This window comes from Rhodococcus sp. ARC_M6, assembly GCF_022810305.1.
Classification (GTDB): Bacteria; Actinomycetota; Actinomycetes; order Mycobacteriales; family Mycobacteriaceae; genus Rhodococcus_F.
In genome coordinates this window covers 82075-96196 of sequence record NZ_JALGQH010000016.1, presented here as the reverse complement: position 1 = coordinate 96196, position 14122 = coordinate 82075, and the positions used below count along the sequence as shown (strand labels likewise).

The window sequence follows — 14122 nt, the reverse complement described above, 5'->3', positions numbered from 1 at the left end:
TTGATGTAGGAGGAAGAAAATGCAAGGTCTGGGAGAGCTCGAGGCCCTGGTCATGGATGTGCTGTGGCGCTCCACCGAACCAGTCCGTGTCCGCGACGTCATCGACGGTCTCGACGACGACCGTGAACCTGCGTACACGACGGTTATGACCGTCATGGACAACCTTCATCGCAAGGGATGGGTGCATCGCAAACGGAACGGCCGGGCGTACTGGTACGAAGCCACGCGAAGTCGCGAGGAAGCGGCAGCCGATGGGCTGCGCGCACTTCTCGAATCCACCGGCGACCCCACCGGGGTCCTTCTGCATTTTGTCCGGGGCACATCGGACGTCGAATCCAAGATCCTCGCGCGTGGGTTGCGTGAACGAGGAAAGAAATGACAGCCGTCCTCACATGGGCGGTCGGCGGACTCCTCGTTGCCGCACTCGCGCCGCTGTTACTGGGATCGATGATGCGACGTGGCGTCGACCCGCATGTTGCCCTCGTGACGTGGAGCGCACTGGCACTCGGAACCATGGTGAGCATCGGTGTCCCTGTGGTGTTGAGTCTGATGCCCAGTCATGGGGGTGTCTCTTCACTGATCGAGTTCGCCCACAGCTGTTGGCTTGCCCTTCACGATGACGCTCCGGCGCGGGTGGAGACGGCAGTTGGTGTACTAGGTGGGGCTGCACTGGCGATCGGGGCTGTGCGAGGCACAGTGCACCTGTTCAGGTTCTCACGCACCCGCCATGACCTACACCAACAGCACCTCGGGTTACTGCGCATTCTCGGGGGAGCGACATCGTCATCGCTGCTGTGGCTCCCAGTCCCGACGCCCTTCGCCTACAGCGTCGCAGGGCGCCCTGCACTCATAGTGGCCAGTGATGGACTGAGGGAACAGCTCGACCCCGAGGCTCTTGCCGCAGTGCTCTCACACGAGCGAGCACATATCAGCGGTCGCCATCATCAGCTTGTCAGCGCAGCTGAAGCCCTCGCCTATGCGTTTCCGTGGCTTCCGATCATGCGGTCCTCGCCCCAACTGGTTCGCGCGTTGGTGGAAATCGAAGCCGACTCCCGAGCCGTTCGTCAGCATGGACGCGAATCCGTGCACCGCGCGCTCTGCAGTATGACGCCCCATGATGTACCCGTCTCGGCTCTCGGAATAGCGCAGGACTGTTTGGCACTTCGCCTTGACCGTCTGTCCTCCCCTCGCACTCACCACGCGGCGCCCGTTCGCTACCTGCGCACTCTGGCGGCCTGCGGAACCGCAATCGTCCTACCTGCTGCACCTCTTCTTGCGCTACTGGGTGCGATGGCGATGGCCACGTGCGCAGGTACATGAATTAGTACGAGGCCGGGACACTCGAGTAGACGTCCGTCGCAGTACCTACAGACGTGATCGCAGCACAGGGAATTGAAGTCGGTTCCCCCTCTTCCGAACTGAACCGACTTCGATCACCGAACCACCCGACGAAACTCACACGTCACTCGACTTCTCAGACTTCGTTCTACCGTGTCGCCCGGTATCAGCCGGACAGCTGGACCGGATCCACATCTGCGCTGTCTCGACATCGACGGAACCTATGACAAGTCGCTCAGTTCAGATGAACGCGCTCATCAGAATCGTCGCGACGACGATGGTGCCGCATGCCGCACTCGTCAGAAGTCGCCCGCGCCGAGTGTGGGGATCTGCGCGGTACGGAAACAACAATTGACGAACCCACGTATAGGTGGCTACGGCGACGACGAATATTGCTCCGTTGTACGGCATTTCGACGCCGGAGAGGACGAGACTCAATGTAGCCAGACCGATGATCAAACCTGCGAATGCCTCGATCAGCTGAACAGGGATTCGCCGGACGGCGAGCGTTCGGTCCGATGCCCACATTCCCCATCTCGACACAGTGGGTCGCCCCGAACAACAGCCGGTCAGAAAACACCCCGGCCGCCCTATCGCAATCCCCAGAAACAGTCCCGGCGTCGTCATATCCAGCAACAAACCGATGCCGAATCCCGATGCTGCTCCGCCGATCACCAAGACCGCGAGCGAGACCACCAGGAAACCTTGAATGCATGCGCCCGCACTGACAAATCTTCGAAGGCTCTGGCGATGAAGTGCCAGGTACCAGAGCTTTGCGCCCACGTAGCCGAGAAGGCAACCGAGGATTGAGACGAGAACGGCCACGGTGGCATTCTCGTTCGCACGTGTCAGTAGCAGTGACTGCATCACGATGGCGAACACTGCGCCCAAGCCCACCAACAGCGGCCATGTCCACAGTCGCACGCCCGGTCCGTGTACCAATGGTGCGGCGGTAGTCCAGACCGTCGCGGTCTGGGGATCGTCGACGTCGAACTGCCCGGCGGTATCGTCCGGAGTTTCAATGCGCTCTGCGCTGACAGCCCAACTGCCGGTGGCGATTCCGCGGATTTTCGCGGTCACCGAAAATCGGCTGCCAACCGGAACACCTTTGACGTGAGTGATCCTTTCGAATCGTTCTGGTTCACTGCCCGGACTGTTGCGGGTTCCACGGAAGAGGATCGACAGGTCAGAAGTCGAGTCGGGCGCTTCTCCCCAGTATGTGGCTGCGAGCCCCTGTGGTTCTATCTGCGTGAAAGCTTCCGCGCATCCTCCGCCAGGTGCAGCGGACTCCGTTGCAGTCGTCGATCCCGCTTCGCTCGACGGCGGAGCAGTGGGTTCGGCGACCGGCCGCTTGGTAGGCCCAGACTCTTCGGCAATGGCTGGCGCCGGCACCGCTTTACTCAAGTACGCCGCCGCGGCCGCTGCGGCCAGTTCTTCCGCTGCGCTACGGCCCTGACTACGCGCATCGTTGGGCGTCGTGCTGGCACCCAACGATGGCATTGAGGTGACATGCAGATTCGGCGACGTGGCACGCCGTGCTCGATTCTGTGTCGTAGACCGCTGTTTCGCGCGGGTTTTGGTTGATTTTTTGCTCACCGTCGCCCCATTCTCTCGGCTGGCGCGGATGCCCACCGAACTACTAAGGTCGATAGTAGCTGAACTACTAACCTAGATAGTATGTCAAGGGCGGGGCCAATGCTTCGGTCGGAATTTCGGCACTACGCAGGCGCTCTAGGCCAAGCCGGCAGACACGCGATTTCAAGGTTTGCAATGTAGCGGCAACGTCGATCCGGCCAATAACGTGTCGCTATTTCGGCCGATGAACTGGCAACGTGATGACGAATGTGGTGCCGTGCCCGAGTCCATCACTGCTGGCGGTGATCTGTCCCCCGTGGGCTTCGACGAGCGCTTTCGCGATGGATAGTCCGATTCCCGACCCGCCGTGTGCACGATCGCGTGCGGCGTCGACGCGATAGAAGCGTTCGAACAGATAGGGGAGGTGCTCGGCGGCGACTCCATCGCCGGTATCGGAGAGCATGAGGACGAGCCGGTCGCCCTTCTCATGTGCTCGCACGTGCACTGTGCTGTGTGGTGGACTGTGACGTAGTGCGTTGTCGAGTAGATTGCTCAGCACCTGTCCCATACGCTCCGGGTCGGCCCACACCGAGGGCAGGTTTTCCGGGATATCCGCGCTCAGTTTCACTGCTTTCGCGTCGTACCGGTCCTCGTGGGCGGCTATTGCCGACCTCACCAGCACCTCAGGTCTCGTCCAAGTCGGCTTGATCGCGGCTCGATGTGTCTCGGCGTCGGAAAGCGCCGAGACATCGTCGGAAAACCGTGCCAAACGTCGGGTCTGATCTCGGAGCATCGCGATGGTGTGATCATCGAGAGATTCCACTCCGTCCTCGAGTGCTTCCATGAATGCTTCGAGAACCGCTACCGGCGTACGAATTTCGTGCGCGAGATCTGCCAGCAACCGGCGGCGCATCGATTCCGCAGACTCGAGACGGGCTGCCATGTCGTTGAATGCCGTCGCTAGTGCGTCGAAGTCGTCACCGAGGTGAGCCGGTGGGACTCTGGCTGCGTAGTACCCCGACGAGACTTCTGTGGCGGCGGTCGATACCGCGGTCACCGATCGTTGCAGGCGACGGCTGAGGTACCAGGTCACAGCCAGCGCGCACAATGCGGCGGCGCCGATCGCCACGGACAACGAGATCGCGGTTGCCGAGCGATAGGCCTGCTCGGCGTGTATTTGTTCCTCGGACATCGGAGGTACGCCTGCTCGGCGCAGGTGTTCGCGGAACAATGCCGGACCGACGGTGACGGCAACGGCCCAGGAGGTCACCGCTCCGGCCACCAGGACCAGTGTCTGGGCCGTGAGTAGTCGCACGCCGATGCCGAGCCCCCGGCGGGTTGGCGGGGCTTGTTGGGGTGAAAGGTCCTTTCGGGTAATCATTTTCCGGAACCCATCCGGTACCCGATGCCGCGCACAGTGTTGACGTACCGGGGAGCGGCGGGATCATCGCCGAGTTTGCGGCGCAGGTGACCGATATGGACATCGACGAGGTGTTCGTTGCCAGTCCAGGTAGGGCCCCATACCGTGTCGATGAGTTGACGCCGGCTGAAGGCCATACCCGGCCGTGCTGCCAACGCCGCCAACACGTCGAACTCCGTCCGAGTGAGGAGGATCGGTTTGTCGTCGACAGCTACCTCTCGCCCTGCCACATCGATCTCGAGGGCTCCGAACGTCATCGGGGGAATCTCGTCGCCTCGGGTGAGCGGACTTTCCGTTGCACGGTGTGCGGCGGTGCTGCGGGGTCTGCGCATCATCGCGCGAATCCTCGCCACCAACTCGCGGGGGCTGAACGGCTTGGTCATGTAGTCGTCGGCACCGACCGAGAGTCCGACGATGGTGTCCACTTCCTCGCTGCGGGCAGTCAGCATCACCACGTATGCATCCGAGAAGGTACGCAGTTCCCGGCACACCTCGATACCGTCGATACCGGGCAGCCCGAGATCGAGGACCACCACATCGGGATCGACCTCACGGGCAAGTGCGAGAGCATCGAGACCGTTGTACGCCACACTGACCTCGAATGACTCTCGTTCCAGATAGCTCGAGATGATCGAGACCAGGGGGCGTTCGTCGTCTACGACCAATGCCCGAAAACCTGCCGACTCGTCGGTTGCCTGTGTTGACGTACTGTTCATGCCCACCATCGTGGACTCCCCGGCCGCCGTTGTGCGTGCAATACACGGCGCGCGGTCACCTCTTCAGCGAATCTTCACAGAACGCACACCGATCCCAGCGGGTTCGGCAAGCAGTATCGGGGGTGAGGAGAGTGAATGGACATGATGTGGTGGAGCAACGGATCCGGTTACGGAATGGGATGGGCCGGCTGGGTTCTGATGGCGCTGGCGATGATCGCATTGTGGGGTGTGATCATCGTGGGACTCCTTGCATTGTTTCGTCCCAGACGCAGCGACCGCAGCGAACTCCGCGGGACGACTGCGCTGCAGCTGTTGGATGAACGTTACGCCCGCGGCGAGATCGACGATGACGAGTATCACTCCCGCAGAAAAGCTTTGGATCGATCCAATCATCGACACGAGAGTCGTTGACTTCTGTGGCACGCCTGTCCTGAACTGACCGGCGCATCAACTCCACACCTGCCTCAACGACAAGACAAGGACAATCACACTCATGGCTATCGCTCCGTCCACCCGGTTCGGTGTCAGTCGACGTACGTTTCTCGCCGCTGCGGCGGCGGGGGTTGGCGGCCTCGCGTTGACCGCATGCACCACCGGCCGATCGTCCAACCCGAGCCCAGCGCCGTTCGACAAAAATGCCATAGCAGCGGCTGAGGCGGCGCGCCCGCATACCGGTCGTATCGTCGAATACACGCTCAACCCCCAGGGTGCCGATATCGATCTGGGCGGCATAAAGGTGCGCACTCTTGCCTACGGCGACAGTGTTCCCGGACAGTTGATTCGCGCGAATGTCGGGGACGAGCTCGCGATCACCGTCAACAACGGGCTCGATCATCAAACATCGGTGCATTGGCACGGCATAGCGCTGCGAAACGACATGGACGGCGCCCTGCCGGCAAGTCCGAACATCGAATCGGGACAGAGTTTCACCTACCGGTTCTCCGTACCGCATTCGGGAACCTATTGGGCTCACCCCCATGTCGGCCTCGACACCGACTACGGCCTCTACCTCCCCATCGTTGTCGACGACCCCAGCGAACCCGTCGACTACGACGCCGAATGGATCGTCGTTCTCGACGACTGGACCGATGGAATCGGCACGAGCCCACAACAGATCCTCTCCGACCTCCAGTCGGGAAGCGGCATGGGTTCGATGGGCGGATCCGGGATGGGCAACATGCCTGGCATGGGCGGAATGGATCACGGGTCGAACGAGACCATGACACCCTCCGCATCGGGTGTTCCGAACTCCCCGGAACCCAGCGCGCTGCTCGGCGGAGACGCCGGTGACGTCATCTACCCCTACTATCTGGTCAACGGGCGAATAGCGTCCGCACCGACGACCTTCTCGGCCGCAGCCGGGCAACGTGTGCGAATCCGAATCATCAACGCGGGTGCGGACACCGCCTTTCGAGTCGCACTTACCGATCACACGATGACCGTGACCCACACCGACGGCTTTCCGATCGTGCCGAGGGAAGTCGATGCGCTTCTACTCGGGATGAGTGAGCGCTACGACGTGATCGTCACCGTCAAGGACGGTGTATTCCCACTCGTCGCCGCTGCCGAGGGCAAGAACGCGCACGGTCGGGCGTTACTGCGTACCGGTTCGGGCGATGCACCCGATCCGGCGTTCCTGCCCCGAGAATTGGCAGGTCGCGTGGGCACGGTCGAGACCTTCGCTGCAGCGCAAAGCGTAGTTCTTCCGCAAAGCGGGGACGCGAATGTCAACCTCAAGGCCGATCTCGGTGGAGACATGATGAGCTACCAATGGACGATCAACGGTCGGAACTACGATCAAACCGAACCACTGACCGTCAAAGAAGGGGACCGCGCCCGGATCACCTTCACCAACATGACGATGATGTGGCATCCCATGCATCTGCACGGGCACACCTTCCAAGTGGTCAAAAGTGACGGCAGCGCCGGCCCCCGCAAGGACACCGTCATCGTTCGCCCCATGGAATCGGTTGCCGTCGATCTCGTTGCCGACAACCCAGGTGACTGGATGCTCCACTGTCACAACGGTTATCACCAGGACGCCGGTATGATGACACGCTTGGATTATGTTCTCTGACACTGAGACGTCCGAACAGATGATCGCATCAGCGCTGGCGCGAACCTGATGTGTTCGATACCCGGCACTGAGCGGGTATCGAACACATCAGTTACGAAACCTGTTTAGTACCAACATCATTGGAATCATCCAACGGAGCGATTCGATCGAGCTGCGCCCAACGTCGCGTCGACGTACGTCTACTCAAGACGAGCAATGTTCACCTCTCGATCGATGCCCCCAGTCTATCTCGCTGCAGTGGAACGGTTTTCATCGCCGAGGTGCGGTCAGATTCCAGCAACCCCCTTCCCCTTCGCTCCTCATTTCAGCACGGTCGTGGCATCGAAAGTCTTTGACTGACGCACCTCGGCGGCCGTTTCCGGCGCGCAGATGACGTATTGCAGCGGGCGCCTGCATTTGGCGATCCCTGCATGAACACAAACAGAAACCGGAAGAATGTCCGGCCGAAAGTCGGCCGACGCACAGTCTTGACTCACCCCATCCGAGTGGGCGTATAGTCGAATACACATACCCCCTAGGGGTAATAGATGGAGGGCATCATGAGCCAGACCAATTCACAGTCAAACCTGCTCGACGAAACGCAACGCGGCTGCGGGTGCAGCTCTACGCCGGAACCACACACCACTTCCGCATCAACAACTACGGAGAACGCCATGGCTGCAACGAACAACACCTTCGCCGTAACCGGCCTCACCTGCGGGCATTGCGTCGGCGCCGTCACGGACGAACTGCGCGAGCTCCCCGGAGTGAGTGGGGTCGATATCGATCTCGTCGCCGGCGGAGTCTCCACCGTGACCGTTACGGCGTCATCGCCGCTGACCAACGAACAAGTAGCTGCCGCGCTCGATGAAGCCGGCAACTACCGTCTCGCGAACATCTGACCACGCGTCAATTGGCCGCTGGCGTAGGCAGGTAAGGAGAGGTACATCTGATGAGCACCGTAGACAACACCACCGTCGCCGCCGATTCCGCACACAGTGTCGAATTGGCCATCGGCGGCATGACCTGCGCCTCCTGCGCTGCGCGAATCGAGAAGAAGCTCAACAAGATCGAAGGCGTTACCGCGACGGTCAACTACGCCACCGAAAAGGCGAAGGTCAACTTCACGGGTTCGGTCGCACCCGAGGACTTGATCGCCACAGTCGAAGCAACCGGGTACACCGCCACTCTGCCGGTATCCAAGGACTCTTCCGGTGAAATCGGCCCTACCGACGGGGTGACCAGTCAGACCCAGGACGAGGCTTCGCGCTTGCGGACCCGACTACTCGTCTCGCTCACATTGACCGTGCCGGTGGTCGCATTGTCGATGATCCCGTCGCTGCAGTTCACGAACTGGCAGTGGCTGGCCTTGACGCTCGCCTCCCCCGTGGTCGTCTGGGGTGCACTTCCCTTCCACCGTGCCGCGTTGACGAATGCTCGACACGGCGCAGCAACGATGGACACTCTGATCTCGGTGGGGGTGTCGGCGGCCTACCTGTGGTCGCTGTGGGCTTTGTTCTTCGGTCATGCCGGAATGGCCGGCATGAAGATGGAATTCAGCCTGTTCCCACAACAAGAGGGCGGAGCGGACCACATCTATCTGGAAGTGGCCGCAGCGGTAACCGTCTTCATTCTCGCGGGACGATATTTCGAAGCCCGGGCCAAGAAACAGTCAGGAGCGGCCCTACGCGCACTGATGGACATGGGAGCCAAAGACGTAGCGGTGCTGAGGGAAAACACCGAGATCCGGATTCCCACCGAACAACTGGTGGTCGGCGACGTCTTCATCGTCCGCCCCGGTGAGAAGATCGCTACCGACGGCATCGTCACCGAGGGTGCATCTGCGGTGGATGCCTCCATGCTGACCGGTGAATCTGTTCCCGTAGAAGTCGGCCCTGGCGACGCCGTTGTCGGTGCCACCGTCAACGCTGGTGGGCGCCTCCTCGTTCGGGCCACTCGCATCGGCGCCGACACTCAGCTCGCCCAGATGGCACGACTGGTCGAAGATGCACAAAACGGCAAGGCTCAGGTCCAACGTCTGGCCGACCGTATCTCCGGAATCTTCGTCCCTGTCGTCATCGTCCTCTCGCTGCTGACATTAGGTGCGTGGCTCTTGACCGGCCACTCGATGGTGGCAGCGTTCACCGCCGCCGTTGCCGTGCTGATCATCGCCTGCCCCTGCGCATTGGGATTGGCAACACCCACGGCGCTGATGGTCGGAACCGGCCGCGGCGCACAGATGGGGATTCTGATCAAGGGCCCCCAGATTCTCGAATCCACCCGTCAAGTCGACACCATCGTGCTCGACAAGACCGGAACCATCACCACAGGACGCATGAGTGTCGATTCAATAGTGACCGCAGATGACGAGAATCTCGAGGAGTTGCTCTCTGTCGCGGGAGCGGTGGAGGATGCCTCCGAGCACCCGATCGCACAGGCAATCGCTCTCGCAGCACAAGCTGCTGGTCAACCCTTGCCGCGGGTCGAAGGTTTCTCCAACCACGACGGTCGAGGCGTCTCCGGCGTCGTCGACGGCCGCGCCGTTGCTATAGGTCGGCGAACCTGGCTAGAACAAGATTGGTCTCTCGCAGTGCCTGAGAATCTGCAAGCATCAGCACACCACGCGGAAGCCGACGGAAAGTCCCCGGTGTGGGTCGCGTGGGACGGGGCGATCCGCGGAATCGTGGTAGTTGCCGACACAGTCAAAGACACCTCGAAAGAGGCAATCACTGCATTCAGGACTTTGGGACTGCGTCCCATCCTCCTGACCGGCGACAATGCTCGCGCGGCCGCCGCAGTAGCAAAGCAAGTGGGGATCGAACCCGCCGACGTCATCGCCGAAGTGTTGCCCGCAGAGAAGGTCAGCGCCGTCAAAGACCTACAAGCTCGTGGGTGCACTGTCGCCATGGTGGGTGACGGGGTCAACGACGCCGCCGCTCTTGCCCAAGCAGATCTAGGCCTGGCGATGGGCACCGGCAGCGACGTGGCCATCGAAGCCTCCGACCTCACACTTGTCCGAGGCGACCTGCGTTCAGCTGCGGACGCGATTCGACTCTCGCGATCGACGTTGAAAACCATCAAGGGGAATCTGTTCTGGGCCTTCGCCTACAACGTGGCCGCCTTGCCGCTCGCAGCACTGGGGTTGTTGAACCCGCTGATCGCGGGCGCTGCCATGGCGTTCAGCTCCGTATTCGTCGTCACGAACAGTTTGCGCCTTCGACGATTCAAGTCTCAGTCCGGCAATTCCGAACACTGATTCGATCCCGAGCTTTTTCATTCCCTGGTCCCATCTTCACGGACGATGGGTGTCGTAGACGACTTCTGGCGGCCTTCCTTCATCGAATCTTCACCAAACATCTAGCCAAGGCATATCTGGTACCGGCAGGCTCAGTATTGACACATACCCAATACATCACGCCTGTGAGATGCCGACGACGAGGCGGTCCGCCACAACCGGGGAATGTTCGCCGAGATATCTACGGTCGCTGCCGAAACAAGGGCGGCCACAACGAGAGGGCGCTGAGATGAATCGAACCACCGTTCTCGAAGTACAGGGATTGCAGTGGGCGACGTCGAAAGCCGCAGTCGAATCAACTCTCCTTCGCCGGAGCGGCATCGTCTCCGTCGAGGCCAACGTGCTCAACCAGACCGCCACAGTCACCTACGATCCGAGCGCAACCTCGATACCCGAACTGTCCCAATGGATCCGGGACTGCGGCTATCACTGCGCCGGCCGATCCGTGCCCTCACACAGCTGCGACCCCCTGTCCGAACCAACCGATAGTACTGCCACCGCTCCCTCCGAACACGCTGGCCACCAAGTTCATTCAGACCACGTCGACACATCAGCTGACACAGCCGTTGCAGAGACGGATGAATCTCCCCACCTCGAACACGGGGCGCATCAGCCACATGCTCAACACTCTGCACAAGACATGATGGGGCACGGCGGCGCACACGCCGGAATGTCGATGGACGCCATGGTGCGGGACATGCGAAATCGCTTTCTCGTCGCTCTCGTTCTGTCCATTCCGATCATGCTGTGGTCCCCGATGGGTCGCGACATGTTCGGCTTCACAGTTGCCGCCCCGTTCGGACTCCGCGACGACGTATTCACCCTGGTACTGAGCTTGCCGGTGGTGTTCTACTCGGCCTGGATCTTTTTCGACGGCGCCTATCGGGCGCTGAAAGCCCGCACCCTCGACATGATGGTCCTCGTCGCCGTCGCCGTCGGAGCGGGTTGGCTCTACAGTGTCGCCGTCACACTCACCGGCGGCGGCGAGGTCTTCTACGAGGCAGCATCGGTGCTGACGGCTTTCGTTCTACTCGGACATTGGTTCGAGATGCGAGCCCGCGGCGGAGCCAACGACGCGATTCGCACACTGCTCGAACTGACACCGCCGTTGGCAACCGTGTTGAGAGACGGCGATCCCGTCGAAGTTCCCACAGCGGACGTTGTCGTCGGAGACCTGTTACTGATCCGGCCCGGCGGCAAAGTCCCGGTCGACGGCACGGTCGAGAGCGGATCGTCGGAAGTCGACGAGTCCATGGTGACCGGGGAAAGCCTTCCCGTATCCAAAGAGCCGGGATCCGCGGTCATCGGTGCCTCCATCAACACAACGGGAACACTTCGCGTCCGCGCAACCAAAGTCGGCGCCGACACAGCCCTGTCCCAAATAGTGTCGCTGGTCCAGGAAGCTCAGAACTCGAAAGCCCCCGGACAACGGTTCGCAGACCGGGCCGCGTTCTGGCTCGTCCTGGTCGCGTTGATCGGCGGCACCGGCACCTTCCTCGTCTGGTGGGCGACGGGTGCAGGAGTGCAGACAGCGCTACTGTTCGCGATCACCGTCGTGGTCATCACATGCCCCGACGCCCTCGGCTTGGCCACGCCCACCGCCATCATGGTCGGCACCGGACTCGGAGCTCAACGAGGAGTCCTGTTCAAAAACGCCACCGCGCTGGAAACCTCAGCGCGCATCGACACGGTGGTCATGGACAAGACCGGCACCCTCACCAAAGGTGAACCTGAAGTCACCGACGTCGTCGTAGACGGCATCAGCACCGATGAACTCCTATCCCTTGTTACAGCGGTCGAACGCGAGTCCGAACACCCCCTCGCCGGAGCAATCGTCCGATACGCGACCGACCGCGGCGTTCCACAGGTGCCACTCAAAGATTTCCGCAATATGCCAGGTCATGGCGCCGCAGCCGAAGTAAACGGACTTCGAGTTGCGGTGGGCAACCGCAAAATGATGATCGCCGAAAACGTCGACTTCGGCACCTTGATGGACACACGCGACGATCTCGCAGCCAGCGGGCGAACAGCAGTGCTCGTAGCCGTCGATGGGCGGGGCGTCGGAGTGATCGCACTGGCCGACGCAGTCCGAGAGACCTCCGCTGCCGCAGTGTCGGCGCTGCACGACTTAGGCGTCGAAGTCGTCATGCTCAGTGGCGACAACGAAGCAACAGCACAGCGCATCGCCGGTCAGCTCGGTATCGATACCGTCATCGCAGAAGTACTCCCCGGCGATAAAGCGGCCAAGATCGTCGAACTGCAAGACGCCGGCAAAAAAGTTGCGATGGTCGGGGACGGCGTCAACGATGCTCCAGCGCTCGCACAAGCGGACCTCGGCATCGCCATCGGCGCAGGCACCGACGTCGCAATCGAAACAGCCGACCTCGTGTTGATGCGCTCGGACCCGCTCGACGTACCGATCGCGCTGCAAATCGGCCGAGGCACCCTCCGCAAGATGCGACAGAACCTCGGATGGGCCGTCGGGTACAACGTCATTGCCCTGCCGATCGCGGCCGGAGTCTTCGAACCGTCACTCGGACTTGTACTTCGCCCCGAGATCGCCGCCCTGTCGATGTCCGGGTCCAGCCTTATCGTCGCCGTCAATGCCTTGCTCCTGAAACGGCTGCGCCTTCCCGTTCCCTCTGATCAACACCCGACACCACTCCCCACCACAGAAACGGCCACGCCGGGCGCCGCCTGACCTGACCACCGATCACACAGCGAAAGATATCCAGACATGAAGAAAGTCCTCGCAATCGGCGCTGCAGCAGCTGCAGCCCTTTTTGTCCTCACCGCGTGTAACAGCTCCAACACCAATGAAACTACCTCTACCTCAACAACAATGAGTGTCGAGTCGAGCACATCGGCGAACGCGAGTGCCCACAATCAGGCAGATGTGACGTTTGCTGAGCAGATGATCCCGCATCACAGTCAGGCCGTCGAGATGAGCGACATGCTCCTGTCCAAAGACGGTATCGATCCCCGCGTCACGGCGTTGGCAGAACAGATCAAGGCGGCGCAGGGGCCAGAGATCGAACAACTTCAAAACTGGTTGTCCACATGGGGACAGACCTCGATGGACATGCCGACGACCTCCCCCAGTATGGGAATGATGCCACCGTCCTCCGGCATGTCCATGCCGATGCCCTCCTCCGGTATGGGAATGATGGCACCGTCCTCCGGCATGTCCATGCCGATGCCCTCCTCCAGTATGGGAATGATGCCCGGTATGGAGGGAATGATGTCTGCCGAGGATATGACAGCACTGCAGAACGCACAGGGAACTGATGCCGCGAAACTGTTCCTCAACCAGATGATCGATCATCACCGCGGCGCTGTCGCCATGGCGCAAACCGAAGTTGCTTCGGGGCAGTATCCGGAGGCTATTGCCATGGCCGAGACCATCATCAGCACGCAAAACCAGGAAATCACCACGATGGGAGACATTCTCGCCACGCTGTGATCGAGAACGACGGGATCATGGCTCGGATACCAATCTGATGTGAATGCACCCGGCTCGGTGTCACTGTTCAGGACATATTCCAGGCAGAGACACCGAGCCTTCTGCTATCCGAGCTGGTTGTAATCGGCAGGTTCGTAGATTTGCGGTGCCCGCTTAAGAATCTGGTGCCGCGCGTTACAGTGCGGGACGGAGGAATTGGTGGGACGCATTCCAGAATGGAAACAGGTCGGTAGTGCTGGCGTTGGGGTGCTCCAATCTC

The 14122-nt window shown here is 61.1% G+C and carries 11 protein-coding genes; 8 read left to right on the top strand and 3 right to left on the bottom strand.

From position 1 onward, the window contains the following. Positions 1–19 precede the first annotated feature (19 nt). Entirely contained in the window at positions 20–379 is a 360-nt protein-coding gene (locus MTX36_RS17590; protein ID WP_054781129.1) for a BlaI/MecI/CopY family transcriptional regulator, read from the top strand. Continuing rightward, positions 376–1320 carry a M56 family metallopeptidase gene (locus MTX36_RS17585; protein ID WP_243620979.1) on the top strand — a complete coding sequence of 315 codons (945 nt, stop codon included), beginning with the start codon at positions 376–378 and terminating at the stop codon, positions 1318–1320. The genes MTX36_RS17590 and MTX36_RS17585 overlap by 4 nt, the downstream gene beginning before the upstream one ends. Before the next feature lie 258 nt (positions 1321–1578). On the opposite strand, the gene MTX36_RS17580 is transcribed toward MTX36_RS17585, so the two are convergent. The 3 genes from MTX36_RS17580 to MTX36_RS17570 all read right to left on the bottom strand — a co-directional run bounded on the left by MTX36_RS17580 (position 1579) and on the right by MTX36_RS17570 (position 5058). Then, positions 1579–2838 carry a prolipoprotein diacylglyceryl transferase family protein gene (locus MTX36_RS17580; protein WP_243620978.1) on the bottom strand — a complete coding sequence of 420 codons (1260 nt, stop codon included), beginning with the start codon at positions 2836–2838 and terminating at the stop codon, positions 1579–1581. Between the two features lie 307 nt (positions 2839–3145). Next, positions 3146–4294, bottom strand: coding sequence for a cell wall metabolism sensor histidine kinase WalK (locus MTX36_RS17575; protein WP_243620977.1), 1149 nt, complete (start codon positions 4292–4294; stop codon positions 3146–3148). Beyond that, on the bottom strand, positions 4291–5058 hold the full coding sequence (locus tag MTX36_RS17570) for a response regulator transcription factor (RefSeq protein WP_054781135.1): 768 nt from the start codon (positions 5056–5058) through the stop codon (positions 4291–4293). The genes MTX36_RS17575 and MTX36_RS17570 overlap by 4 nt, the downstream gene beginning before the upstream one ends. A 132-nt stretch (positions 5059–5190) precedes the next feature. On the opposite strand from MTX36_RS17570, the gene MTX36_RS17565 reads away from it, so the two are divergent. From MTX36_RS17565 to MTX36_RS17540, 6 genes are all read left to right on the top strand, one after another. Continuing rightward, on the top strand, positions 5191–5460 hold the full coding sequence (locus MTX36_RS17565) for an SHOCT domain-containing protein (RefSeq protein ID WP_243620976.1): 270 nt from the start codon (positions 5191–5193) through the stop codon (positions 5458–5460). Between the two features lie 82 nt (positions 5461–5542). Further along, complete coding sequence (locus MTX36_RS17560; protein ID WP_243620975.1) at positions 5543–7126, top strand: multicopper oxidase family protein; 1584 nt, start codon at positions 5543–5545, stop codon at positions 7124–7126. Between the two features lie 539 nt (positions 7127–7665). Next, positions 7666–8007, top strand: a complete 342-nt coding sequence (locus MTX36_RS17555) for a heavy-metal-associated domain-containing protein (protein WP_243620974.1) — start codon at positions 7666–7668, stop codon at positions 8005–8007. Between the two features lie 50 nt (positions 8008–8057). After that, positions 8058–10361: a cation-translocating P-type ATPase gene (locus MTX36_RS17550; protein WP_243620973.1), complete on the top strand. Its 2304-nt coding sequence runs from the start codon at positions 8058–8060 to the stop codon at positions 10359–10361. 268 nt (positions 10362–10629) lie between these two features. Beyond that, positions 10630–13101 carry a cation-translocating P-type ATPase gene (locus tag MTX36_RS17545; RefSeq protein WP_243620972.1) on the top strand — a complete coding sequence of 824 codons (2472 nt, stop codon included), beginning with the start codon at positions 10630–10632 and terminating at the stop codon, positions 13099–13101. Positions 13102–13137: 36 nt separating this feature from the next. Further along, complete coding sequence (locus tag MTX36_RS17540; protein WP_243620971.1) at positions 13138–13863, top strand: DUF305 domain-containing protein; 726 nt, start codon at positions 13138–13140, stop codon at positions 13861–13863. Positions 13864–14122 lie beyond the last annotated feature (259 nt).